Annotated in this window: 9 protein-coding genes; 1 reads left to right on the plus strand and 8 read right to left on the minus strand. The window is 74.3% G+C overall.

The window, feature by feature from the left end; all coding sequences use genetic code 11:
• Window positions 1–4 precede the first annotated feature (4 nt).
• Together OHA34_RS09655 and OHA34_RS09660 are read right to left on the minus strand one after the other, a co-directional pair.
• Window positions 5–958 carry an ornithine cyclodeaminase family protein gene (locus OHA34_RS09655; RefSeq protein ID WP_329521399.1) on the minus strand — a complete coding sequence of 318 codons (954 nt, stop codon included), beginning with the start codon at window positions 956–958 and terminating at the stop codon, window positions 5–7.
• A 54-nt stretch (window positions 959–1,012) separates the two neighbouring features.
• The gene (locus OHA34_RS09660) at window positions 1,013–2,005 is read right to left on the minus strand and encodes an ABC transporter ATP-binding protein (RefSeq protein ID WP_285940757.1); all 993 of its coding nucleotides are present in this window, start codon (window positions 2,003–2,005) and stop codon (window positions 1,013–1,015) included.
• Window positions 2,006–2,315: 310 nt separating this feature from the next.
• Here OHA34_RS09660 and OHA34_RS09665 point away from each other — a divergent pair, with 310 nt between their 5' ends.
• Window positions 2,316–3,401 (plus strand): S1 family peptidase, encoded by a 1,086-nt coding sequence (locus tag OHA34_RS09665; protein WP_285940758.1) that lies wholly within the window; start codon window positions 2,316–2,318, stop codon window positions 3,399–3,401.
• A gap of 147 nt (window positions 3,402–3,548) precedes the next feature.
• Here OHA34_RS09665 and OHA34_RS09670 read toward each other — a convergent pair whose 3' ends face one another.
• Genes OHA34_RS09670 through OHA34_RS09695 form a run of 6 tightly spaced genes read right to left on the minus strand, consistent with a single transcriptional unit; the run spans window position 3,549 to window position 26,484 of the window.
• Complete coding sequence (locus tag OHA34_RS09670; RefSeq protein WP_329521400.1) at window positions 3,549–4,286, minus strand: thioesterase II family protein; 738 nt, start codon at window positions 4,284–4,286, stop codon at window positions 3,549–3,551.
• A complete protein-coding gene (locus OHA34_RS09675; RefSeq protein WP_285940760.1) occupies window positions 4,283–4,927 on the minus strand; it encodes a GNAT family N-acetyltransferase in 645 nt (214 codons plus the stop codon). Before OHA34_RS09675 ends, OHA34_RS09670 begins: the two co-directional genes overlap by 4 nt.
• On the minus strand, window positions 4,920–5,129 hold the full coding sequence (locus OHA34_RS09680) for an MbtH family protein (protein ID WP_285940761.1): 210 nt from the start codon (window positions 5,127–5,129) through the stop codon (window positions 4,920–4,922). The genes OHA34_RS09675 and OHA34_RS09680 overlap by 8 nt, the downstream gene beginning before the upstream one ends.
• A gap of 33 nt (window positions 5,130–5,162) precedes the next feature.
• Complete coding sequence (locus OHA34_RS09685; RefSeq protein ID WP_329521401.1) at window positions 5,163–9,092, minus strand: amino acid adenylation domain-containing protein; 3,930 nt, start codon at window positions 9,090–9,092, stop codon at window positions 5,163–5,165.
• Window positions 9,089–16,807, minus strand: coding sequence for a non-ribosomal peptide synthetase (locus OHA34_RS09690; protein ID WP_329521402.1), 7,719 nt, complete (start codon window positions 16,805–16,807; stop codon window positions 9,089–9,091). The genes OHA34_RS09685 and OHA34_RS09690 overlap by 4 nt, the downstream gene beginning before the upstream one ends.
• Window positions 16,804–26,484, minus strand: coding sequence for a non-ribosomal peptide synthetase (locus OHA34_RS09695; RefSeq protein ID WP_329521403.1), 9,681 nt, complete (start codon window positions 26,482–26,484; stop codon window positions 16,804–16,806). The genes OHA34_RS09690 and OHA34_RS09695 overlap by 4 nt, the downstream gene beginning before the upstream one ends.
• Window positions 26,485–26,673: the final 189 nt, after the last annotated feature.

Raw genomic sequence — 26,673 nt, forward strand, 5'->3', positions numbered from 1 at the left:
TGTTTCAATCAAGGAAGTCGTAGTCGGTCCCCCGGCCGGCCTCCCGGGCCGCCTGGTAGGCCGTCCAGCCGAGCGCCAGGTCCTGCCAGGGCAGGCCGACGGGCGCGTAGACGGTGACCTCGCCGTCCGCCGCCCGTCCGGGCGCCTCGCCGCGCAGCACCGCGCCCAGGGTGCCGGCGGCCCGCGCGGCGTCCGGCCCGGCGCCGGCCAGGACGCCCATCTCGGTGGCGAGGGCGACGTCGTCGACCACGACGCGGGCGCCCGCGAGCAGGTCGGCGCCGAGTTCGGCCTTGCCGGGCTCGTCGGCGCCGAGCGAGGTGACGTGCGCGCCCGGCGCCACGTCGGCCGCGTGCAGGAGGGGGTCGCGCGCCCAGGTGGCGGTGATGACGATCCCGGCGTCCCGGACGGCGGCGCGGGGGTCGGCCTCGGTGGCCGCGGCGATGCCGAGGCGGGCGCCGTGCCGTCCGGCGAAGGCCGCGGCGCGGTCCTCGTCCAGGTCGGACACGGTGAGCGCGCGGACGGGCCGGAGCGCGGCCAGCCCGCGCAGCACCAGCTCGGCCTGCGCGCCCGCGCCGACGACCGCGACCGTGGCCGCGCCGCCGCGGGCCAGCGCGTGGGTGCCGAGCGCGGCGGCCAGGCCGGTGCGCCACGCGGTGACGGTCGCGGAGTCGAGCAGCGCGAGGGTCTCGCCGGTGCCGAGGTCGTGAAGGGCGACGACGCCGCGCAGCGCGGGACGGCTCCCGGGGAACTTGGCGTTCACCTTCACGGTGTATGCGGGGACGCCCTCGACGAGCCCGGGGATCAGCGTGGTGGCGGTCCCCGGCCCCGGCAGCGGGACGATGACCCGGCGCGCCGGCACCTCCCCCGGCTCGGCGGTGAAGCCCCGGCGCAGCGCCTCCAGGCACCGCGCCGGGTCGAGGACGGACTCGAGGTCGGAACGGTTCAGCAGCAATGTCACCGGATCATCTTCGCGCCCCCGGCCCGTCGGGCGCCGGGCCGGGGGGCGGTCGTGTCACTGCGGGCGCTGGTGCGCGGCGGTGAGCCCGTCCCAGCCGGTGAGCCAGTCGCGGCCCTCGTTGTCGATGAACGAGCCGGGCGGCGCCTTGACCCGGTGGTCGCGCAGCCATTCGCCCGGCCGCCGCATGCTCGGCCGCACCCGCCCGTCGCTCGGCATGAGCTGCGGCTGGATCGGGGCCGGCAGGGCGGGCGGCGCCGCCCCCTCGTCCTCGATCTGGGCCGCGTCCTTCTCCTCGGCCATCCCGATCGGGCCCTGGCGGCGGGCGTTGAAGAACTGGTTGACCGCCGGGTGGGTGCTAGACAGGATCATCTCCCGCGGTCCGAACATGACCAGCCCGCGGCGGAACAGCAGCCCGAGGTTGTCGGGCAGCACCCGGGCGGTGCCGATGTCGTGGGTGACGATCAGGAAGGTGGCGCCGAGCTCGGCGTTGAGGTCCACGAAGAGCTGGTTGAGGTAGGCGGTACGGACCGGGTCCAGGCCGGAGTCGGGCTCGTCGGCGAGGATCACCTCGGGGTCCAGGACCAGGGCGCGGGCGAGGCCGGCGCGCTTCTTCATCCCGCCGGAGATCTCACCGGGGAGCTTGCCGCCGGCGCCGGTCAGGCCGACCATCTCCATCTTCTCCTCGACGATCCGGCGGATCTCCGACTCGCGCTTCCTGGTGTGCTCGCGCAGCGGGAAGGCGATGTTGTCGAAGATGTTCAGCGAGCCGAACAGCGCGCCGTCCTGGAACAGCACGCCGAACTTCCGGCGCAGCGCATAAAGATCGTTTTCGTTCAGCCGCGGCACGTCGCCGCCGCCGACATAGACGTGACCCCGATCGGGGCGGAGCAGTCCGACCAGGTTCTTCAGGAAGACCGATTTTCCCGTTCCGGATGGCCCCAGCAGGGCGGATATCTCTCCGGCGGGGATCGTGAGGCTCACGTCCTCCCAGATGACCTGTCGGCCGAACGACTTTCTGAGCCCTTCCACCCGGATCTCGACACCCATGGAGACTCCCCAGGGGAACCGGGGGCGGAGGGTCCGCGTCTTACGTCCGGCCCCCGCCGCCTCCGACTTTACGACGGAGGAGGGGTTCCGGGGAGGCCCGTTCAGGGCGATACCGGACTTATCAGGCAATGATAATCCGGCCAAAGGGGGCATCATCCCCGAAATCCGACCAGTCTCCCGCACCCAATCTGCCAACGCACAAGGGGCGGATTAAGCACATTCCGGCCTTTCACGGGACTTGGCGGTCTTCCACGATGTCGGTGACCTCCGGTGCGCCACTCGGGCGCACCCGCTCCCCTCTGGAGGCTCAGTGAAGATCCGCCACGCCCGCATCCGCGGAACCGTCGTCATCGGGACGGCGGCCGGCCTCATGGCGACCACCCTCATCGCCACGGCCGGCGCGAATGCGTCGACCGGGGCCCCCGCCGGACCGGCGGGCCCCACCCCCCAGGCCGACCAGGCCAAGGTGGCGCGCTCCCTGGCCGGGACCCTCGGGACCCGTACCGCCGGCGCCTACATCGACCGGGCCACCCGCAAGCTCGTCGTCACGGTCACCGACGCCGGCGCGGCGCAGAGCGTGCGCGCCGCCGGCGCGGAACCGAAGACGGTGGCCCGCAGCGGCGCCGACCTGAAGAAGGTCATGGCCGCGCTCAAGCGGGACGCGACCGTGCCCGGCACCGCCTGGGCCGTCGACCCGGCCGCCAACCAGGTGGTGCTGTCGCTGGACAGCAGCGTCAAGGGCAAGAGCCTGTCCAAGGTGAAGGCCGCGGCGGCCAAGCAGGGCGCCGCGATCCGCACCAAAAAGGTCGCGGGCACCTTCCGCCCGTTCACCGCGGGGGGCGAGGCCATCTACACCGGCGGTGGCCGCTGCTCGCTCGGCTTCAACGTCAAGAAGGGAAGCGAGTACTACTTCCTCACCGCCGGCCACTGCACCGAGATCGGCGCGACCTGGTACGCCGACTCGGGTAGCTCCCAGAAGCTGGGGGACACCGCCGGAAGCAGCTTCCCGGACAACGACTTCGGTCTGGTGAAGTACTCCAGCACCCCCACCGACACCCAGGGCACCGTCAGCCTCTACGGCGACACCCAGGACATCACCGGCGCCGCCGAGGCGACGGTCGGCCAGACCGTCCAGCGCAGTGGCAGCACCACCCAGGTGCACGACGGCCAGGTGACCGCCCTGGACCAGACCGTGAACTACGCCGAGGGCACGGTCAACGGCCTGATCGAGACGACGGTGTGCGCCGAGCCCGGCGACAGCGGCGGCCCGCTGTTCGACGGCTCGGACGCGATCGGGCTCACCTCCGGCGGCAGCGGCAACTGCTCGTCCGGCGGGACGACGTTCTTCCAGCCGGCCACTGAGGCGCTGAGCTACTTCGGCGCATCGGTCTACTGATCCGGACGCTCCGGAAGGACGCATAGCAGGGAGCACGGGCGCGCCGCACACGTCCCCGCACCGACGTGCGGCGCGCCCACAAGGCTCCCGACGCGGCGCCCCGGCAGAGGCCACGGCCCCTGCCGGGGTGCTTCACGTCGGACGCCGTCACCCGCCGACGGGGACTTCCAGGGTGCGCAGGATCTCGCCGACGACCGCGGCCTGCTGCGGCACCAGGTAGAAATGGTCGCCGGGCAGCACCCTCAGCGCGGACCGGGCGTCGGTGACCTCGCCCCAGCGGGCGGCCTGGGCGCGGTCGACGCGCGGGTCGGCGTCGCCGATGACGGCGGTGACCGGGACGGCCAGCCGCGTCCCGGCGCGCTGCCGGTAGTTCTCGACCAGGGCGAAGTCGTTGCGCACGTAGGGCAGCACCAGCTCGCGCAGCTCGGGGTCGCGCAGCACCTCGGCGTCGGTGCCGCCCAGCTTGACCATCTCGGCGACCAGGCCGTCGTCGTCGAGCCCGGCGAACGCCTCGTCGTCGCGGTCGTGCGGGGCGCGGGCGCCGGAGACGAACAGGTGGACGGGGGCGGCGCCGCGCTCCTGGAGCAGCCGCGCCACCTCGTAGGCCACCAGGGCGCCCATGCTGTGGCCGAACAGCGCGGCGGGACGGTCGAGCAGCGGCGCCATCGCCCCGGCGATCAGCCGGGCGAGCTGCTGCGCGTCGGGGACGCCGGGCTCGGCCATCCGGTCGGCGCGGCCCGGGTACTGCACCGCGTGCAGCTCGACCGCCGGGCCGACCTCCTCGGCCCAGCCGCGGTAGAACACCGCGGACCCGCCCGCGTGCGGCAGGCAGAACAGCCGCATCGACGCCCAGGGGCGCGTCTCGGTGCAGCGGAACCAGCTCACGTGATCAACTCCTCCGCCACGGCGGGCCGCGGCGCCGTCCGCGGGTCGCGCGGCAGCGGCCACGGCGCCGTCCGCGGATCCGGGACGGTCTTGGGCGCGGTGCTCTCCGCCGCCACCTTGAAGCCCCGGCGCCGGTAGTTGGCGAGCGCGTTCGGGTGGTCCAGGCTGCTGGTCCGGAGCCAGACCCGGGCCGCGGGGCCGCTGTGCGCGGCCCACAGCCGGCCGCGCTGCCAGGCGCGGCGGACGCACTGCTCGACGAGGTGGCCGCCGTAGCCCCGGCCGACGAACGCGGGCGTCAGCCCGACCAGGTGGATCTCGGTGTCGCCCGCGGCCTGCGCCTCGATCTCGAAGAAGCCCGCGACGGTGCCCTCGGCCATCGCGATCCAGGTGCTCAGCTCGGGCCGCTCCACCCAGGCCCGCCAGTCGGCGTGGGTCCAGGGGAACCGGTCGGTCCAGCAGACCGGGGCGCCCACGGCCGCGTACAGCGCGCGGCTGACGTCGGCGGACGGGACGCGGGCGCGGGTGAAGGCCATCTCCCCGCCGGGCGGCGGCGCGGGCCGCAGGTCGGCGGCGTCCGCCATCTCCATCGTCCACTCGGTGACCGCCACGACCCGGGCCGCGGGCGGTTCCCCGTCAGTCACCCATCGCCTCGATGAGACTGCCGGGGCGCATGTCGGTCCAGTTCGCCTCGACGTACTCCAGGCAGGCGGCCCGGGTGTCCTCGGTCTTGGCGACCGTCCAGCCGGCCGGGACCTCGGCGAAGGACGGCCAGAGGGAGTGCTGGCCCTCGTCGTTGGTGAGCACGACGTAGGTGCCGTCGGGGTCCTCGAACGGGTTGGTCATCGGGGGTTCCTTCCTGAGTGCCGTCGTACCGGGTCAGCCGCGGGTCGGGTGGAGCTTGCCCAGCCTGGCGGCCAGGACGGCGCCCATCTCGGCGGCGGGGCCGGGCTCCATCAGCAGGTGGTGGGCGACGTCGAGGGGGTAGTCCTCGATCTCGCCGTCCACCAGCGCGCCCCAGTTGGAGCGGCCGGTGGGTGAGCCGGCGGCGCGGCCCCGGAGCGCGGTGAAGAAGACGATGTCGCCGCGGAACGGGCCGGGCCGGTACGCCTCGGCCTGCGCGAGCCCGTTCTCGTAGTTGCGGTAGACGTTGACGAGGTCGTCCTCGCCGAGGGTGGCCAGCGCGTCGCCGCGCTCGGCGAGCACCGCCATGATCTGCGCCATGTCGGGGTTCCCGTCGGCGGCGACCATCCGGGCGTCGACGCCGATGCCCTCCAGCAGCTCGGGCAGGACCTCGCGCTTGTCGACCTCCAGATCCTGGCCGTGGTAGGAGTCGATGAGGGCGAGCAGGCCGACCTCCTCCCCGGCCGCCTGGAGCCGCGCGGCCATCTCGTACGCGACGAGCCCGCCGAGCGACCAGCCGGCCAGGTGGTAGGGGCCGGACGGCTGGACGGTCCGGATCTGCGCGAGGTAGTCCGCGGCCATCTCGGCGACCGAGCCGGGCAGCTCCGCCTGCGTGAACGCGCGGGCCTGGAGCCCGTAGACGGGCTGGTCCGGGCCCAGGTGCCGCTGGAACTGCAGGTAGCCCCACGCCAGGCCGCCCGCCGGGTGGACGAAGAACATCGGGGGCCGGGTGCCGGACGTGCGGATCGGGAGCAGCACCTCGAAGCCGAGCCGGTCCGCCGGCTCGCCCGCGCGGGTGAGCGCCTCGGCGGTCTGGTGGGTGAACACGTCGCGGGGGGTGAGCTCCACGCCCGCCCGCCGGGCCAGGGTGGCCAGCCTGAGCGCGGCGATGCTGTCACCGCCGAGGTCGAAGAAGCTGACGTCGGCGCCGACCTCGTCCAGCTCCAGGACCTGCGCGAACAGGCCGCAGAGCACCTCCTCCTCGGGGGTGCGGGGAGCGCGTCCGGCGGCGGCCCCGGCGTAGTCGGGCGCGGGCAGGGCGTTCCGGTCGAGCTTGCCGGTCGGGCCGACGGGGAGGGTGTCCAGCGCGACGAACGCGGCGGGCACCATGTACTCGGGCAGCCGCCCGGCGGCGTACTCGCGCAGGCCGTCCGCCGAGCCGCCGCGGCGCGGGACGACGTAGGCGACCAGCCGCTTGGCGCCCGGGGTGTCCTCGCGGGCGAGGACGGCGACGTTCGCGACGGCGGGATGCGCGGCGAGCGCGGCCTCGATCTCGCCGAGCTCGATCCGGAACCCGCGGACCTTGACCTGGAGGTCGGCCCGGTCGACGTACTCCAGGGCGCCGCCGGGCCGCCACCGGAGCAGGTCGCCGGTGCGATACATCCGGTCGCCGGGGGCGCCGAACGGGTCGGCGACGTACCGCCCGGCGGTGAGCCCGGCGCGGTCCAGGTAGCCGCGGCCGAGCCCGGCGCCCGCGATGTAGGCCTCGCCGACGACGCCGGGCGGCACCGGGCGGAGCCCGGCGTCCAGCACGTACACCCGCATGTCGCCGATGGGGCGGCCGAGGACGGGGGTGGTCTCGGCGGGGTCGGCGAGCGCGTCGCGCAGCGCGGCGACGGTGGTGTAGGTGGTGGTCTCGGTCGGGCCGTACATGTGGCCGACCTCGGTGTCCGGGCACGCGGCCAGGACCCTGCGGATCGCGGCGGTCGAGCCCGCCTCGCCGCCGGTGAGGACCTCCCGGAGGCGGGCGAACGCCCCGGGCCGCTCGTCGGCGACGAGGTTGAACAGGGTGGTGGTGAGGAACAGGCCGGTGACGTCCTCGGCGGCGATGATCCGTTCGAGGGCCTCGCCGTCCAGCGGGCCGGGCGGGGCGACGACGGCGGTGCCGCCGTGCAGGATCGGCGTCCACGTCTCGTAGATGGAGGCGTCGAAGGCGTGCGGCGAGTGGACCAGGACGCGGTCGTGGGCGCCGCCGCGCAGCCGCCCGTCGGTGGCGAGGTCGACCGCGTCGCGGTGCCGGAGCATGACGCCCTTCGGCTCCCCGGTGGACCCCGAGGTGAACAGGACGCAGGCGAGCTGCTCGGGGTGGACGGCGACGGCGGGGGCGGTGCCGGGCTGCGCGGCGAGGCCCGGGTCGTCGTCGACGGTGAGGATGCGGGCGGCGGTGTCCAGGCCGGCGACGCGGTCCCGGATGGCGGTGTCGACCAGCAGGACGGGCGCGCGGACCTCGCCGACCGCCCACGCCGTCCGCTCGGGCGGGTAGCCGTGGTGGATCGGCGCGTAGGCGCCCCCGGCCTTCAGTGCCGCGAGGGTCGCGACGATGACCTCGGCGGACCGTTCGAGCAGCATCGCGACGGGCGTCTCGGGGCCGACGCCGAGGCCGATGAGGCGGTGCGCGAGGCGGTTGGCGCGCTCGTCCAGCCCGGCGAAGGTGAGCGCCTCCCCGGCGGCGCGGACGGCGACGGCGTCCGGGGTCTCGGCGAGGCGTTCGGCGAAGCGGCCGGTGAGAGTGCCGGGCGCCCGGTCCGTGCGCGGGCCCTGCCAGGCGCGCAGGACGAGGTCGCGTTCGGCGCCGTCCGTGACGTCGAGGCGGCCGAGCGGCAGCGCGGGACGGTGCGCGACCGCCTCCAGGATCCGGACGAGCCGCGCGGTGATCCGTTCGGCGTCGCCGGCGGGGTACAGGTCGGTGCGGTGGTCCAGGCGCAGGGACAGGCCGCGGCCGGGCACGGCGGCGAGCGTGAGCGGATAGTGGGTGGCGTCGTGGCCGTCCACGTCGTGCAAAGTGAGGCCGCCGAGGTCGGTGCCCGCGGCGTCCGCGTCGAAGGGGTAGTTCTCCAGCACCGTCATGGTGTCGAACAGCGTCCCCGCGCCGGTGAGCCGCTGGATGTCGGCGAGCCCGAGGTGGTGGTGCGCCATCAGGTCGGCCTGCTCGCGCTGGAGGCGGGTGAGCGCGTCCGCGACGGTGTCGGCGGGCCGCACCCGGACCCGGACGGGCAGCGTGTTGATGAACAGGCCGATCATCTCTTCGACGCCGGGCAGTTCGGGCGGGCGGCCGGACACGGCGGCGCCGAAGACCACGTCGGTGCCGCCGGTGAGGCGGCCGAGGAGCACGCCCCACGCGAGCTGGAGCACGGTGTTGAGCGTGACGCCGTGCGCGCGGGCGCGCGCGTTGAGCGCGGTGGTGAGGTCCTCGGTGAGCCGGAGCCGGACCTGGCCCGTCCGGGTGCCCGGACCCGCGTCGGGGGCGCCGGGGGCGACGAGGGTGGGGCCGTCGATGCCGTCCAGGGCGCGGCGCCAGGCGTCCCCGGCCGCGGCCCGGTCCTGCGCGGCGAGCCAGGCCAGGTAGTTCTTGTACGGGGTGGCGCGCGGCAGCCCGGCGTCGTCGCCGCCCGCCAGGTAGAGCGCGAACAGCTCGGTCTGGAGCACCGGCGTGGACCAGCCGTCGAGCAGGATGTGGTGGTGGGTGAACACCATCCGGTGCCGGTCGGCGGCGAGCTTGATCAGCACGAAGCGGAGCAGCGGCGGGCGGGTCAGGTCGAAGGGGCGGGTCCGCTCGCGTCCGGCGATGTCGCGCGCCCCGGCCTCGCGGGCCGCCTCGTCCGGCAGCCCGGTCAGGTCGGCGTCCTCCCAGGGGAGCCGCACCTCGCGGTGCACGACCTGCACCGGTGAGCCCTCCTTGCGCTGCCGGAACCCGGCGCGCAGGTTCGCGTGCCGGCGCAGCAGGGCCGCCGCCGCCGCGCGCAGCGCCGCGGCGTCCAGCCGGCCGCGCAGGTCGAACACGATCTGCGCGGTGTAGACGTCGTGCCCGCCGCGGGAGTCGTACAGGGCGTGGAAGTACAGGCCCTGCTGCATCGGCGACAGCGGGAGGACGTCCTCGAGCTGAGACTTCTTCCGCGGTGCCGTCATTCCAGCTCCCATTCGCCGTCGAGTTCGGCGGCCAGCTCGTCGATCTCGTCCTGTCCGACGTCCACCAGGGACAGGTCGGAGGGGGTGAACCCGCCGACGGGGCCGTCGGTGGCGCCCGCCACGACGTGCGCGACGAGGCCGCGCAGCGCGGTGGTCCAGCGGTCCGCGAGCGCCGCGATCTCGGGTTCGCCGAACAGCCCGCCCGCCCACGTCCAGGTGGCGGTCAGGACCGGGCCGCCGGGCAGGTCCCGGGTGTGCGCGTCGACCTCGATCGCGTGCACCAGGGCGAGGGCGTCGTCCTGGCCACCGCCGAGCGCGTCGGCGTCGGCCTGCGCGGCGGGCCCCCAGTCGGTCCCCTCGGGCGCGGCCGTGCGGCCCAGGTAGTTGAACGCGAGCTGCGGCCGGGGGGCGCCCGCCAGGCGCGCCGCGGTGGCCGGGTTGAGATGGCGGAGCAGCCCGTACCCGATGCCGTTGTCGGGGATCTCGCGGAGCTGTTCCTTGACCCGCTTGAGGGCGGTCCCGACGGCCTGCCCGCCGTCGCGGACCTCGTTCCAGCGGGCCCCGCCCGCGTCGAGCCGGACGGGGTGGATCACGGTGAACCAGCCGGCCGTGCGGGACAGGTCGACGCCCGGGACGATCTCCTCGCGGCCGTGCCCCTCCAGGTCGACGAGCACGGCGGTGCGGTCCTCGCCGCGCCACTCGGCGACGGCGAGCGCGAGGCCGGTCAGCAGCACGTCGTTGACGCGGCCGTGGAAGGCGGCGGGCACGTCGGTGAGCAGCGGCCCGGTGACGTCCGCCGGCAGCTCCACGGTGAGGTGCCGGGCGGTGCCGAAGGTGTCGGCGCGCGGGTCGAGCGGCCGGGGGCCGAGCACCGGGTCGGGGCCGGCGAGGGTCTCGGCCCACAGCGCCGCCTCCGCCGTCCGGGCCGGGTCGGACGCCTCGGCGGCGAGGCGCTGCGCCCAGCGGCGGAACGAGGTGGCGACGGGCTGGAGTCCCTCCCCCGCCCAGGCGGTGACCAGGTCGGGCAGCAGGATCCGCCAGGACACCCCGTCCACGGCGAGGTGGTGCACGGTCAGCAGCAGCCGCCCCGGCCGATCCGGGCCCGCGTCGAACCAGACGAGCTGCGCCATCGTCCCGGCATCCGGGTCGAGGCGGCGGCGGGCGGCGGCGGCCTCCGCGCCGAGGACCGCGCGCAGTTCGGCGCCGGAGGCGCCGGCGACGTCGACGCGGCGGACGAGGGGCGCGGCGTCCACCGCGCCCGGCTCGGCCACCTCGAACCGCCACTCGGGGGCCGTCCGGTCCAGGCGCAGCCGGAGCATGGCGTGATGGTCCAGGACGGCCTGGAGCGCGGCGGTCAGCCGGTCGACGCCGAGCGCGGGCGGGACCTGGAGCAGCATCCGCTGGCTGTAGTCGCCGACCGGGCCGTCCAGCTCCTGGAACCAGCGCATGATCGGCGTCGCGGGGACCGGCCCGACCGCCGCGCCGGGCGCCTCGGCTTCGATCTCCTCGCCGGTGCCGGCGGGGCGGGCGATAGCGGCGAGCTCTTCGACGGTCTGGTGCTGGAACACCTCGCGCGGGGAGATGACCAGGCCGGACTGGCGGGCCCGGGACACCAGCTGGATCGCGATGATCGAATCACCGCCGAGATCGAAGAACCCGTCGTCGATCCCCGCCCGCTCCAGGCCGAGGACTTCAGCGAAGAGGTCGGCGAGGGTCTTCTCCTGAGGGGTCCGCGGCGTCCGCGACGACGCCTTCGAGGACAGGTCGGGCGCCGGGAGCGCGGTGCGGTCCAGCTTCCCGTTCGAGGTGAGCGGGAGGGCGTCCAGCTCGACGACGACCGCGGGGACCATGTGGTCGGGGAGGTCCCGGGCGGCGAAGCGGCGCAGTTCGGCGGGGTCGAAGGCGGAGGTCTCGGTTGGGACGGTGTAGGCGATCAGGCGGTTGTCGCGGACGATGACCGCCACATCGGTGACACCCTCATGGCGCGCGAGCACCGCCTCAACCTCGCCCGGCTCGATCCGGAACCCCCGCAACTGCACCTGCTGATCGGAACGACCGAGGTATTCGAGGTTCCCGTCGCGGCGCCACCGGCCCAGATCGCCGGTGCGGTACATGCGGGTGCCCGGCTCACCGTGCGGGTCGGCGACGAACCGTTCGGCCGACAGGCCCGGACGGTTGAGGTAGCCGCGAGCCAGACCCGCACCCGCCACGTACAGTTCTCCGGCCACACCGGGCGGCAGGGGCTTGAGGCGCTCGTCAAGCACATAAATTCGCAGGTCGGGGATGCCCACGCCGATGACGCTTCCAGGCGCCGTCGCGGCGTAGGCACGGTCGAGCGCGACATAGGACACATGCACGGTCGTCTCAGTGATCCCGTACATGTTGACCAGCGTCGGAGCATTCTCGGCATGCCGCGAATACCAGTCGTCCAGACGCCCCAGCTCCAGCGCCTCGCCACCGAACACTATGTAGCGCAGTGACAGATCGGTACCGGGGTTGTCGCGGTCGGCAGCCATGAGCTGGTAGAACGCCGACGGCGTCTGGTTCAACACCGTCACCCGCTCAGCAGCGAGCAGCCTGAGGAAATCCTCCGGCGAACGCGCCGTCAGATACGGGACGACGACGAGACGGCCGCCGTTCAGCAGCGGCCCCCACAGCTCCCATACCGAGAAGTCGAACGCGTAGGAGTGGAAGAGCGTCCAGACGTCATCCGGGCCGAACGAGAACCACTGCTCCGTCGACGCCAGCAGCCGCACCACGTTCTGATGCGGGACCACCACACCCTTCGGACGCCCCGTCGAGCCCGAGGTGTAAATGACGTAGGCGGGGTGGTCCGGAGAGATCGGCACGTTCAGGTTCGTGTCGGCGTAGCCGTCCGGAACGTCTACCGAGTCGAGCGTGAGTACCGGGCGGGCATCGTCCAGCATGTACGCGATCCGATCCACCGGATAATCCGGATCGACCGGAACATAGGCCGCACCCGCCTTCAACACGGCCAGAACCCCAACGACCAAGTCCACCGAACGCGAGAACTTCAGGGCCACGAACTGCTCCGGGCCAACACCCCGCTCGACCAGATGACGCGCCAAACGATTCGCCCGCGCGTTCACCTCACCAAACGACAACGACACACCCTCGAACGTCACCGCAAGAGCATCCGGACGCGCAGAAACCTGCGCCTCGAACAACGCCGGGATGGTGGTGCGGTCCGTTTCGGCCGCCCGGCCGCCCGCCCACGTGCGGAGGATGGTGCGGCGCTCGGCGCGGTCGAGGATCTCGGCGGCGCCGATGGGGGCGTCCGGGGCGGCGACCAGTTCGCGCAGGAGCCGGTCGAAGCGGGCGGCGACCGAGCGGGCGGTATCGGCGTCGAAGAGGTCGAGGGCGTACTCCAGGGCGGCCTCGATTCCGGCGGGGGCGCCGTCCTCGCCGTGCCGTTCCTCCAGGTAGAGGGACAGGTCGTACTTGGCGACGCCCGAGGCGAGGGGTTCGGCGGCGCCGCTGAGGCCGTCCAGCTCCAGCTTGGCCTCGGGGTTGTTCTGGAAGGACAGCGCGGCCTGGAACAGCGGGTGCCGAGCCATGGACCGGGCCGGGTTGAGGATCTCCACGAGCCGTTCGAAGGGGAGGTCCTGGTGGGCGTAGGCGGCGAGGTCGGTCTCCTTGACCCGCGTGATCAGGTCGCGGAAGGACGGGTCACCGGAGGTGTCGGTGCGCAGCACGAGCATGTTGACGAACATGCCGACCAGGTCGTCCAGCGCCTCGTCGGTGCGGCCCGCGATGGGGGCGCCGATGGGCACGTCCGTGCCGGCGCCGAGGCGGGTGAGCAGCGCCGCGTAGGCGGCCTGCATGACCATGAAGAGGCTGGCGCCGCCGTCGCGGGCGAGGGCGAGGAGCCCGGCGTGCAGTTCGGGGTCGAGGTCGAAGGCGTGGGTGCCGCCCCGGTAGGACGACTCGGCGGGACGCGGACGGTCGGCGGGAAGCTCCAACTCCTCCGGCAACCCCGCCAGCGCGTCCCGCCAATACGCGATCTGCTTGGAGACCAGACTCTCCGGATCGTCCTCCGACCCGAACAGTTCACGCTGCCACAGGGTGTAGTCCACATACTGAACCGGGAGCGGCTCCCACTCCGGCGCATGGCCCTCAGCACGCGCCGCATACGCCACGATCACATCGCGGGCGAGCGGCGCCATCGACCAGCCGTCGCCGCCGACGTGGTGCAGCACCAGCAGCAGGACGTGGACGTCGTCGCCGAGCGCGAACAGCCGGGCCCGGAGCGGCGGCTCGACCGACAGGTCGAAGCCCTGCCGGGCGGCGGCGGCGAGCTCGGCCGGGAGCCGGGCCTCGCCGGTCTCGGTGACGGTGAGGCGGGGCGGCGCGGCGGCGGGGTCCAGGACGAGCTGCCGGGCGGCCCCGGACCCGTCCGGGAAGATGGTGCGGAGCGGCTCGTGCCGCGTCACGACGTCGCCGAGCGCGGCCTGGAGCGCGTCGCGGTCGATCGCGCCCTCCAGCCGCAGCGCGATCGGCAGGGTGAAGACGGCGGAGGCGCCGTCGAACCGGTTGAGGAACCACAGCCGCTGCTGCGCGTACGACAGCGGGATCGCCTCGGGCCGTTCGGCGGCCCGCGCCAGCGGCGGGCGGGCGGCCCCGGCGGTCGCGGCGAGCCGTCCGGCCAGGCCCGCGACGGTCGGCGCCTCGAACAGGGCGCGGACGGGCAGTTCGGCGCCGAGCGCGGTGCGGATCCGGCTGACCAGCCGGGTCGCGGTGAGCGAGTCGCCGCCGAGCTCGAAGAACCCGTCGTCGACGGCCACCCGCGGCACTCCGAGGATCTCGGCGAACAGCCCGCAGAGGATCTCCTCCTGCGGGGTGCGGGGGGCGCGGCCGGCGGACGCGGCGGCGCCCGGGGCGGGCAGCGCGGCACGGTCGAGCTTGCCGTTCACGGTGAGCGGCAGCGCGTCCATCGCGGTCAGCGCGGGGACCATGTGGCCCGGCAGGCGGTCCGCCGCGTGCCGGCGCAGCGCGGCCAGGTCGACGGTGGCGGGGACCACGTAGGCGGCGAGGCGGCGCTCGCCGGCGCGGTCCTCGCGGACGACGACGGCGGCGTGGGCGACGCCCGGGAAGCCGCCGAGGACGGTCTCGATCTCGCCCGGCTCGACCCGGTATCCGCGGATCTTGACCTGGTCGTCGGTGCGGCCGAGGTGCTCGAGGGTGCCGTCCGCGCGCCACCGGGCGAGGTCGCCGGTGCGGTACATCCGGTCGCCCGGCGCGCCGAACGGGTCGGCGGTGAACCGCTCGGCGGTCAGGCCGGGGCGGCCGAGGTAGCCGCGGGCGAGCTGGAGGCCCGCCAGGTACAGCTCGCCGGGGAGGCCGGGCGGGACGGGCTGGAGCGCGGAGTCGAGCACGTAGGCGCGGGTGTTGCGGTACGGGGTGCCGATGGCGGGGCGCCCGGTGGCGGCGACCGGCTGGTTCATCGTGTCGATCGTCGACTCGGTCGGCCCGTAGAAGTTGCGGACCGTGACGCCGGGCGGCAGCGCCCGCAGGTCCGTCCAGAGCGCGTCGTCGATCGCCTCGCCGCCGAGCAGGAGGTGGGCGGGCAGGTGCCGGCCGCCGTCCAGGAGGCCCGCGTCGCGCAGCGACCGCAGGTGGGACGGGGTGGTGTTGACGAGGTCGATGCGGGCGCCCGCGACGTAGGCGACGTACGCCTCGACGTCGCGGCGGGTGGCGTCGTCGATGAGGTGCAGCTCGTGGCCGTGCGCCATCCACAGCAGGCCCATCCACGAGGTGTCGAACGAGAACGACGCCAGGTGCGCGAACCGCATCCGGCGCCCGCCCGCCGCCTCGACCGCGGGGTCGATGAACGCGGCGCGGTGCGCCTCGTAGTAGTTGAGCACGCCCTCGTGCGGGACCGTCACGCCCTTGGGCCGGCCGGTGGAGCCCGAGGTGTAGATGACGTAGGCGGCGTTGCCGGGCAGCAGCGGGCGGACCCGGTCGGCGTCCGCCGGGTCGTGCGCGGGGAGGCCGCCGGTGCCGGGCATGTCGCCGGTGGTGATGGTGAGCGCGGGACGGCAGTCGTCCAGCATGTGGGCGACGCGTTCGGCCGGGTACTCGGGGTCGATCGGGACGTAGGCGGCGCCCGCCTTGTGCACGGCGAGGATCGCCGCGACGATCGCGGGGGTGCGGGGCAGGACGAGCGCGACGCGGTCCTCGGGGCCGACGCCGCGGGCGATGAGGGCGTGCGCGAGCCGGTTGGCGCGCTCGTTCAGCTCCCGGTAGGTGAGGGTCTCGGCGCCGCTGACCAGCGCCGCGTCGTCCGGGGTGCGGGCGGCCTGCCGCTCGAACAGCGCGTTCAGCGTCCCGGCCGGGCGTTCGGCGGCGGTGTCGTTCCAGGCCGCGAGCCGCGCCCGCTCGGCGTCGCCCGCGAGCTCGACGGCGCCGACGGGCCGCCCGGAGTCCTCGGCGAACGCCTCCAGGAAGCGGCGGACGCGCGCGAGCAGCGCCTCGACGAGGTCGCGGTCGTACACGTCGGGCCGGTAGTGCAGGCGCAGCGACAGCTCGTCGCCGGGCACGGCGACCAGCGACAGGGGGAAGTGAGTGGCGTCGTAGGAGTCGGCGGCGGCGATGGTCACGCCGTTGAGGGAGCCGTCCATCACGGCGGGGTCGAACGGGTAGTTCTCCAGCACCGTCATGGTGTCGAACAGCGCGCCGCCCGCGCCGACGGCCCGCTGGACGTCGGTGAGGCCGAGGTGGTGGTGCGGCAGCAGCCGGGTCTGCTCGTCCTGGAGGCGTTCCATCAGCGCGGCGAGCGGCTCGTCCGGCCGGTGCCGGACCCGGATCGGCAGCGTGTTGATGAACAGCCCGATCATCTGCTCGACGCCGGGGAGATCGGGGGGACGGCCGGAGACGGTCGCGCCGAACACGACGTCGTCGCGGCCGAGGAGGCGGGCGAGGGTGAGGCCCCACGCGCCCTGGAGCACGGTGCTGAGCGTGACGCCGTGCCGCCGGGCCGCGCGGCCGAGCCTCCTGGTGAGGCGCGCGTCGAGGACGGTGGCGGTCCGGGCGGGCGGCTCGGGCGGGCGCGCCGCCGCCTCGGGCGCCACCAGGCTGGGCTCGTCGATGCCGTCGAGCGCCCGCCGCCAGGCGTCCTCGGCCGCGGCCCGGTCCTGGCCGGCGAGCCAGGCCAGGTAGTTCTTGTACGGGGTGACGCGCGGGAACCCGCCGTCGTGGCCGTCCTGCATGTACAGCAGGAACAGCTCGGTCGCCAGGATCGGGGTGGACCAGCCGTCCAGCAGGATGTGGTGGTTGGTGAACACGAGCCGGTGCCGTCCAGGCGCGAGCCGCACCAGCGCGAACCGCAGCAGCGGCGGCGCGGTCATGTCGAAGCCGCGGGCCCGCTCCCGCGCGACGACCGCGTCGGCCTCGGCGGACGGATCGGCGGCGGCGGAGACGTCGAAGTCCTCCCACGGCAGCGTCACGGCGCGCGGGATCACCTGGACGGGGCGGGAGAGGTCCTCGTGCCAGAACGCGGCGCGCAGGTTGGGGTGCCGCCGCAGCAGGGTGCCCGCGGCGGTGCGCAGCGCGGCGGCGTCCAGGGGCCCGTCGAGGTCCAGGACGAGCTGCGCGGTGTACACGTCGGTGTCGCCGGCGTCGAAGAGCGCGTGGAAGAAGAACCCCTGCTGCAAGGGCGACAGCGGCAGGATGTCTTCGAGGTCCCCCCGGTTCACGTGTTCTGCCTCCAGGCGTTCTGCAACTTGTCGATCTCCCCCTGGTCGAGTTCCACGAGCAGGTCGGACGGGGTGAAGCCGCCCGCCGCCGTGCCGGGCCCGCCGCCGTCGCCGCCGCCGTCGCCCGCCGCGACGTGCGCGACCAGGCCGCGCAGCGCGGTGAACCACGCCTCGGCGAGCTCCCGCACCTCGTCCTCGGCGAGGAGCCCGTCCGGCCACGTCCAGGTCGCCGCCAGCTCGGGGCCGCCGGGCAGGTCGCGGGTGACGGCGTTGATCTCCAGGACGTGCGCCATCGGCATCCGGGGGTCCTCCCCGGCGGGCGGCTCCTCCGGTGCCAGGCTCCAGTCGCCGTCCTCGCCGCCGGGCGCGACCCGGCCGAGGTAGTTGAACGCGACCTGCGCCGGGGCCGGGGCGGCGAGCTCCGCCGCGGCGGCGTCGTCCAGGTACCGCAGCAGCCCGTAGCCGACGCCGCCGGACGGGACGGCGCGCAACTGCTCCTTGACCTTCTTGATCGCGGTGCCGACGGCGGCGCCGCCGTCCCGGACCTCGGCCCAGTCGGCCTGGCCCGCGTCGAGCCGCACCGGGTGGATCGAGGTGAACCAGCCCGCGGTCCGGGACACGTCCACACCCGGGACCACGTCCTCGCGGCCGTGCCCCTCCAGGTCGAGCAGGAACCCGGTGCCGCGCCCGCCCCGGTGCCGGCGCCACTGCGCGACGGCGAGGGTGAGCCCGGTGAGCAGCACGTCGTTCGCGCGGCCGTGGAACGCGGCGGGCACGTCGGTCAGCAGCGGGCCGGTGACGCCGGCGGGCAGCTCCAGCCGCAGCGACCGGGCGCGGGCGGCGATGTCCACCCGCGGGTCGAGGGGGCGCCCGGCCAGCGGGCGGTCCGGGCCGTCCACGATGTCGAGCCAGTCGTCCAGCTCCCGGTCGGCGAGTGCCGGGTCGGACGCGAGGGCGGTGAGCTTCTGCGCCCAGCGGCGGAACGAGGTGGCGACGGGCTGGAGTCCCTCCCCCGCCCAGGCGGTGACCAGGTCGGGCAGCAGGATCCGCCAGGACACCCCGTCCACGACCAGGTGGTGGAGCATCACCAGCAGCCGGCCCTGCGCCTCCCCGGCGTCGAACCACACGAGCTGCGCCATCGTCCCGGCGGCCGGGTCAAGCCGGCCCTGGGCGGCGGCGGCCTGCTCGTCGATGACGGAGGCGAGCTTGTCGGCGTCCAGCCCCTCCACGCACACCCGCGTCACCAGGTCGGCGGCGGGCACGGACCCGGTGGGCCGCACGACCGGCTGCCACCGTCCGCCGTCGCCGCCGGTGCCGGTGCCGGTGCCGTGGTCCGCGCCGGTGTCCGCGCCGTGGTCCACGTCCAGGCGGAGCCGGAGCACGTCGTGGTGGTCGAGCAGGGTGCGCAGCGCGGCGGTGAGGCGGTCCGCGCCGAGACCGGCCGGGGTGCGCAGGATCATCGCCTGGTGGAAGCCGCCGATGAGGGAGGCGTCCCCGCCGGTCCGCTCGCGCAGCCACGCCACGATCGGGGTGACCGGGACCGGCCCCACGCCGCTGCCCGGAGCCTCGGCTTCGATCTCCTCGCCGGTGCCGGCGGGGCGGGCGATAGCGGCGAGTTCTTCGACGGTCTGGTGCTGGAACACCTCGCGCGGGGAGATGACCAGGCCGGACTGGCGGGCCCGGGACACGAGCTGGATCGCGATGATCGAATCACCGCCGAGATCGAAGAACCCGTCGTCGATCCCCGCCCGCTCCAGTCCCAGCACCTCGGCGAACAGCGCCGCGAGAAGTTCCTCTTCCCCAGTGCGGGGCTCCCGCGACGACACCTTCGAGGACAGGTCGGGCGCCGGGAGCGCCATGCGGTCCAGTTTCCCGTTCACCGTCAGCGGGAGAACATCCAGCTCGACGACCACGGCCGGGACCATGTGGTCGGGGAGGTCGCGGGCGGCGAAGCGGCGTAGTTCGCCCGGGTCGAAGGCGCCGGACTCGGCCGGGACGGTGTAAGCGACCAGGCGGTTGTCGCGGACGATGACCGCCACATCGGTGACACCCTCATGTCGCGCGAGCACCGCCTCGACCTCACCCGGCTCGATCCGGAACCCCCGCAACTGCACCTGCTGATCAGAACGGCCCAGGTACTCGAGCCGCCCGTCGTTCAGCCAGCGCGCGGTGTCCCCGGTGCGGTACATGCGCGTCCCGGACGCACCGAACGGGTCGGCGACGAACCGTTCCGCCGACAGGCCCGGACGGTTGAGATAGCCGCGGGCCAGGCCCGCACCCGCCACGTACAACTCGCCCACCACACCGGGCGGCAGAGGCTCGAGGCGATCGTCAAGCACATAGATTCGCAGGTCGGAGATGCCCACACCGATGACGCTCCCAGGCGCCGTGGCCGCGTAGGCACGATCGAGCGCGACATAGGACACATGCACAGTCGTCTCAGTGATCCCATACATGTTGACCAGCGTCGGAGCATCCTCGGCATGCCGCGAATACCACTCGTCCAGACGCCCCAACTCCAACGCCTCACCACCGAACACGACGTAGCGCAACGCCAACTCAGAACCCGGACCATCACGATCAGCGGCCATCAGCTGATAGAACGCCGACGGCGTCTGATTCAGAACCGTCACCCGCTCCGACACCAACAGCTTGAGGAAATCCTCAGGGGAACGCGACGTCAGGTACGGGACGACCACCAGACGGCCGCCGGTGAGGAGGGAACCCCACAGCTCCCATACGGTGAAGTCGAACGCGTAGGAATGGAACAACGTCCACACGTCATCTGGACCGAAGGAGAACCAGGCGTCGGTGGAGGCCAGCAGCCGCACCACGTTCTGATGCGGGACCACCACGCCCTTCGGACGGCCGGTGGAACCCGAGGTGTAAATGACGTAGGCGGGGTGGTCCGGAGAGATCGGCACGTTCAGATTCGTGTCGGCGTAGCCGTCCGGAACATCTACCGAGTCGAGCGTGAATACCGGGCGGGCATCGTCCAGCATGTACGCGATGCGATCCACCGGATAATCCGGATCGACCGGAACATAGGCCGCACCCGCCTTCAACACGGCCAGAACCCCAACGACCAAGTCCGCCGAACGCGGGAACTTCAGGGCCACGAACTGCTCGGGACCGACGCCCTGCGCGACCAGATGACGCGCCAAACGATTCGCCCGCGCGTTCACCTCACCAAACGACAACGACACACCCTCGAACGTCACCGCAAGAGCATCCGGACGCGCAGAAACCTGCGCCTCGAACAACGCCGGGATCGTCGAACGGTCCACGTCGCAGGCCGGGCCGCCGGCCCAGTCGGTGAGGATGGTGGCGCGTTCGGCGGGGGCGAGGACGTCTGCGGCGCCGATGCGCGCGTCCAGGTCGGCGAGGAGCGCGGTCAGGTACGCCTCGAAGCGGCCGACGAGCCGTTCCGCCGAGGCGGGGTCGTACCGGTCGAGGGCGTACTCCAGCTCGCCGTCCAGCCCGTCCTCGCGCTCGGTGAGGATCATCAGCAGGTCGAAGCGGGACACGCCGGCGTGCAGCGGTTCGAGCTCGGCGGCGAACCCGGGCATCTCCAGCTTGGCCTCGGGGTTGTTCTGGAAGGTCAGGCCGACCTGGAACAGCGGGTGGCGGCCCAGGTGGCGGGGCGGGTTGAGGACCTCCACGAGCCGTTCGAACGGCACGTCCTGGTGCGCGTACGCGGCCAGGTCGGTCTCCCTGACCCGCGCGAGCAGGTCGCGGAACGTCGGGTCGCCGGAGGTATCGGTGCGGAAGACGAGCATGTTGACGAACACGCCGACCAGGTCGTCCAGCGCCTCGTCGGTCCGGCCCGCGATCGGCGAGCCGATCGGCACGTCCGTCCCCGCGCCGAGGCGGGTGAGCAGCGCGGCGAACGCGGCCTGGGCGACCATGAACGGGCTGGTCCCGGTCTCCCGCGCGGCCGTGAGCAGGGCCGACCGGACGCCGGCGCCGAGCCGGAAGCGCGCGGTGCCGCCCCGGTAGGACGACTCGGCGGGACGCGGACGGTCGGCGGGAAGCTCCAACTCCTCCGGCAACCCCGCCAGCGCATCCCGCCAATACGCGATCTGCTTGGAGACCAAACTCTCCGGATCGTCCTCCGACCCGAGCAGCTCGCGCTGCCACAAGGTGTAATCCGCATACTGAACGGGCAGCGGCGCCCACTCGGGCGCACGGCCCTCGACACGCGCCGCATACGCCAGGATCACATCGCGGGCGAGCGGTGCCATCGACCAGCCGTCGCCGCCGACGTGGTGCATGAGGAGCAGCACGACGTGGTCCTCGGGGCCGACGCGGAACAGGTGGCTGCGGAGCGGGGGTTCGGCCGAGATGTCGAAGGCGTATCCGGCGGCCGTCCCGAGCCGGACCGGCAGCTCGGCGGCGGTGGTGTCGGTGGTCTCCAGCTCGGGGCGGGCGGCGGCCGGGTCCAGCACGACCTGGCGGGGGACGCCGCCGCTGTCGGGCAGGACGGTGCGGAGCGTCTCGTGCCGGGCGACCAGGTCGCCGATCGCGGCGCGCAGCGCACCGCGGTCGAGCGGCCCGCGGATCCGCAGCGCCACCGGCATGTTGTAGGTGGCGGACGGACCCTCGAACCGGTTGAGGAACCACAGCCGCTGCTGCGCGTACGACGGCGGGACGGCGGCGGGCCGTTCGCGCGGTTCCAGCGCGGGACGGCCGGGGGCGCCGCCGTCCGGCGCCGCGACGCGGGCGGCGAGGAGCGCGGCGGTGGGGGCCTCGAACACCGCGCGGACCGGGAGCTCGGTGTCCAGGGCGCGGCGGATCCGGCTGACGACCCGCATGGCGATGAGAGAGTTGCCGCCCAGCTCGAAGAAGTCGTCGTCGATGCCGACGCGGGCCGCACCGGTCAGGTCGGCGAAGACGGCGGCGACGGCCTCCTCGCGGGCGTCGCGCGGGGCCCGATAGGGGGCGGCGGTCCCGCCGGTCAGGTCCGGCTTGGGCAGCGCCTTGGCGTCGACCTTGCCGTTCGGGGTGAGCGGCATCGCGTCGAGCACGACCACGGCGGCGGGGACCATCGCCTCGGGCAGGCTCTCCCGGACGTGGGAGCGCAACTCCTCAGGGTCGAGGACCCGGCCGGGCGCCGCGACGACGTAGGCGACGAGCCGCTTCACCATCGGCCCTTCGGCGGGCAGGGCCGGGACGGCGGGCGCGACCGGTGCGGGGCGCAGGTCGGCGGCGCCCGGCAGGTCGAGGTCCGCGACGGTGACGGCGGCGGCGGACCGGACGGCGGCCTCCAGCACCCGCAGGTACCAGCCGGCGAGCCGTCCGGCCGTGCCGCGGTCGAAGAGGTCGAGGGCGTACTCCAGGGTCCCGGTGAGGCCGGGGGCGCCGTCGCGGCGCCGCTCCAGCATGAACTCCAGGTCGAACTTGGCGACCCCGGCGTCCACCGGCTCGACCGCGACGGTCAGGCCGGGCAGCTCGACCACCGCCTCGGGGCCGTTCTGCAAGGTCAGCATGACCTGGAACAGCGGGTGCCGGGCAAGCGACCGGGCCGGGTTGACGGCGTCCACGAGCCGTTCGAACGGGACGTCCTGGTGCGCGTACGCGGCCAGGTCGGTCTCCCGGACGCGCGCGAGGAGCTCGGCGAACGCCGGGTCGCCGGAGGTGTCGGTGCGCAGCACGAGCGTGTTGACGAACACGCCGACCAGGTCGTCCAGCGCCTCGTCGGTGCGGCCCGCGACCGGCGTCCCGATCGGCACGTCCGTCCCGGCGCCGAGGCGGGTGAGCAGCGCGGCGAGCGCGGCCTGGAGCACCATGAAGACGCTGACCTGGTGGTCGCGGGCGAGCCCGGCCAGCCCCTCGTACAGCTCGGCGGGCACGTCGAAGGCGATCTGGCCGCCCCGGTAGGACGCGCGGTCGGGGCGCGGCCGGTCGGCGGGCAGCGCGATCTGGTCGGGCAGCCCCGCCAGGGCGCCGGTCCAGTAGGCGAGCTGGCGGGCGGCGAGGCTGCCGGGGTCGTCGGCGGAGCCGAGCAGGTCCCGCTGCCAGACCGCGTAGTCGGCGTACTGGACGGGCAGCGGCGCCCAGTCCGGGGCGGCGCCGTCGCGGCGCGCGAGGTAGGCGGTGACGACGTCGCGGGCGAGCGGTTCCATCGACCAGCCGTCGCCGGCGATGTGGTGCAGGACGAGCAGCAGCAGGTGCTCGTCCGCGCCCAGCCGGTAGAGGTGCGCCCGGACGGGCGGTTCCTCGGCGAGGTCGAAGCCCCGGGTCGCGTCGGCGAACAGCGCGGCGTCCAGGTCGCCCGCGGCCACGGCTCCGGTGACGAGCGGCGGGACGGCCTCGTCCGGGCCGAGGATGCGCTGGATCGACCCGCCGTCGGTGTCGCCGAAGACCGTCCGCAGCGACTCGTGCCGGGCGACCACGTCGCGGAGCGCGGCGCGCAGCGCGTCGAGGTCGAGCGCGCCGGTCAGCCGCAGCGGGATCGGCAGGTTGTAGGTGGCGGTGCGGCCCTCGAACCGGTTGAGGAACCACAGCCGTTCCTGCGCGTGCGACACCGGGACCGGGCCGGGACGCCGGACGGGCCGCAGCGCCGGCCGGGCGTCCCCGCCGGTCGCGGCGGTCGCGGCGGCGAGGTGCCCGGCGAGCCCGGCGACCGTGGGCGCCTCGAACAGCGCCCGAACGGCCGGCTCGGCGCCCAGCGCCGCGCGGACGCGCGCCACCACCCGGGTGGCCTTCAGCGAGTCGCCGCCCAGGGCGAAGAAGTCGTCGTCGATGCCGACCCGCTCGGCGCCGAGCACGTCGGCGAAGATCCCGCAGAGGATCTCCTCGCGGGCGTCGCGCGCGGCCCGGCCGGTGGCGGACGCGGCGAGGTCCGGGGCGGGGAGCGCGGCGCGGTCGAGCTTGCCGCTCGGGTTGAGCGGCAGCTCCTCCAGCACCACGACCGCGGCCGGGACCATGTACTCCGGCAGCGACTCCCGGGCGAACGCCCGCACCTGCGGCGCGTCGACGGTCCGGCCGGGGCCGGCGACGACGTAGGCGACCAGGGCCGGGTCGCCGGCCGCGTCCCGGCGGGCCACGACCACGCTCTGCGCGACGGACGGGTGCGCGGCGAGGGCCGTCTCGATCTCGCCCGGCTCGATCCGGAACCCGCGGACCTTCACCTGGTGGTCCAGGCGCCCCAGGTACTCGATGCGGCCGGCCTCGTCCCAGCGGACCAGGTCGCCGGTGCGGTACATCCGCCCGCCCGCCGCGCCGTACGGGCACGCCACGAAGCGGCCCGCGGTCAGCCCGGGGCGGTGCAGGTACCCGCGGGCCAGGCCGGTGCCGGCGATGTACAGCTCCCCCGGGACGCCGGCCGGGACGGGCCGCAGCGCCGCGTCCAGCACGTACGCGCGGGTGTTGGCGAGGGGACCGCCGATGGGCGCGTGCCCCTCGGTGTTGCCGTCGTCGAACCAGGCGGTGACGTAGACGGTCGCCTCGGTCGGCCCGTAGATGTTGGAGATCCGCGCGCCCGGCAGCCAGGCCCGCAGGTCGCGGACGAGCCGGGCCGGGAGCGCCTCGCCCGCGAGGACCACGTCGCCCGCGCGCAGGTCGGCGGAGCCGGTGGCCAGCAGTGCGGCCATGGCGGACGGGACGCCGCTGACCAGCGTCCCCTCCCAGCCGCCCCGCTCGGCGACCTCCAGCAGGTCCCGGACGACCTCGATCCGGCCGCCGACCGTCAGCGGCGCCAGCCACTCGAACACCGAGACGTCGAAGTTCAACGACGTGGAGAACAGCACCCGGGCGAGCCGGCCGGGCCCGAAGTCGCGCTCGGCCCAGGCGCAGAAGTCCACCACGCTCGCGTGCGAGACCACGACGCCCTTGGGGCGGCCCGTCGAACCGGACGTGTAGATCACGTACGCCGCGTTGCCCGGACGCAGCGGGCGGACCCGCTCGGTGTCGGCGAGGTCGGCGGGCGAGTGGCCGCTCAGGTCCGCCTCGTCCAGCAGGAGGCGCGGGGCGTCGCCCGGAAGGCCGGCGGCGCCGGTCGTGATGATGCAGGCGGGCGCGGCGTCCGCCAGCATGAGCGCGATCCGGTCGGCCGGATAGGCCGGGTCGATCGGCTGGTAGGCCGCACCCGCCTTCAGCACGCCGAGCGCCGCCACCACCAGGTCCGCCGAGCGCGGCAGCGCCAGCCCGACGAAGTCCTCGGCGCCCACGCCCCGCGCGGCCAGGCACCGCGCCAGCCGGTTCGCCCGCTCGTTCAGCTCGCGGTAGGTCAGCGTGACGCCGTCGTGGGCGACCGCCGGGGCGTCCGGGGTGCGGGCGGCCTGGACCTCGAAGAGCTCGGGGACCACGGCGGGCGGCACCGGGGCGGCGGTGTCGTTCCAGCCGTCCAGGACCAGCGCCCGTTCGCCGCCGTCCAGCAGCTCCACGTCCCTGAGCGGCGTGGACGGGCCGGCGTCGCCGAGGGCGCGCAGGAAGCGGACGTACCGGTCCTGGTGGGCGGCGAGCCGGTCCGGGGTGTACAGGTCGGGGTGCGCGTCGAAGTCGATGCGCAGGCCGTTGCCGTCGAAGTTGTCGTAGATGTTGATCGACAGGTCGTCGATCGGGCCGGTGGTGATGGCGTGCATCCTGGCCGGGATCCCGGCGAAGTCGAGCCGGTAGTCGAACGGCATGATGTTGATGACCGGACCGTGCAGCCGGCGCGGCTCGCCCAGCATCCGCAGGTCGCGGAGCAGGTCCTCGCGGCGGTAGCGCTGGTGCCGCAGCGCCCGCGCGGCGGCCCGGGTCGCGGTGCGGACCAGTTCCTCGACCGTCATGTCCGGCCGCACGGCGACGCGCAGCGGCAGCACCGTCGAGAGCATCGCGGGGGTGTCCAGCGCCACCTGCGTGGTGCGGCCGGAGACCGCCAGGCCGAGGATGACGTCGTCGGTGCCGGTCATCCGCGCGACGTACGCGGCGGTCGCCGCGATCGCCAGGCCCTGCGTCGCGGTGCGCAGCCGCCGCGCCCCGGCCGCGAGCGCCGCGGCCGGGCCGGGCGGGACGAGGGTGATCCGGCTCAGGTGGTCGGCGGTCGGCGCGGCCGTGTCCCCGGCCAGGCCGACCGCGACGGGCCGGTCGGCGAACCGCTCGGTCCAGTAGGCGCGGTCCCGCTCGAACTTCGCCGACTCCCGGTAGGCCGCCTCGGCGGCCAGCACCGCCCGGTACGAGCCGCGGTCGGCGGGGGCGTACTCGCCGCCGCGCGCCAGCGTGGTGTAGATCTCGGCGGCGCGGCGGCTGACCACCGAGCCGCTGAAGGCGTCCTGGATGACGTGGTGGACGCGGTTGAACCACCAGTACAGGTCGGGGGCGAGCCGGAGCAGCGCGGTCACGTACAGGTGCTCGGCGTCCATCGGGAGCGGGGACCGCATCCGCTCGTCCATCCACGCCCGCGCCGCCGCCCGCGGGTCCGGCTCCGCCGTCAGGTCGACCAGCGGGACCGTCGCGGTCGCGGCCGGGTCCAGAACCTGGAAGACCATTCCGTCGCGCTCGGCCAGCCGCGCGTTCATGGCCTCGGACTCGTGCGCGGCGATGAGCGCCACCCGGTCGAACAGCGCGTGGTCGAGCGGGCCGTCGATCTCGATGTACTGCGCAATGCCGATGGGCGTTTCGGGGGCCAGTTGCTGCGCGTACCAGACGCTCTGCTGAGCGGCGGATAGAGGAACGTACTCAGAGGACGGCATCACGCGGTACTTTCCCGGTCGAAGGGGGTTTACTTACGCCCGAGATAGGGGCCGCAGGCCACCCGAAGGGCATGAGATAAAGAGAGTGACCACAGAACCGTCGGTCTTGTCCCCGTCCCCTTTCCCCAAGTCCCGCCGGAGAACGCGGTCCCGCGCGCGACACCCGCCGCGCACGGGTGTTCCCACCGG

This window comes from Spirillospora sp. NBC_01491, assembly GCF_036227065.1.
Taxonomy (GTDB): domain Bacteria; phylum Actinomycetota; class Actinomycetes; order Streptosporangiales; family Streptosporangiaceae; genus Spirillospora; species Spirillospora xylanilytica.

What these genes read in the sequence shown, in the direction of transcription:
- OHA34_RS09660 (WP_285940757.1), bottom strand. Translation starts at nt 2,005, where the DNA reads ATGGGTGTCGAGATCCGGGTGGAAGGGCTCAGAAAGTCGTTCGGCCGA.
- OHA34_RS09685 (WP_329521401.1), bottom strand. Translation starts at nt 9,092, where the DNA reads ATGACGGCACCGCGGAAGAAGTCTCAGCTCGAGGACGTCCTCCCGCTG.
- OHA34_RS09695 (WP_329521403.1), bottom strand. Translation starts at nt 26,484, where the DNA reads ATGCCGTCCTCTGAGTACGTTCCTCTATCCGCCGCTCAGCAGAGCGTC.
- OHA34_RS09680 (WP_285940761.1), bottom strand. Translation starts at nt 5,129, where the DNA reads ATGACCAACCCGTTCGAGGACCCCGACGGCACCTACGTCGTGCTCACC.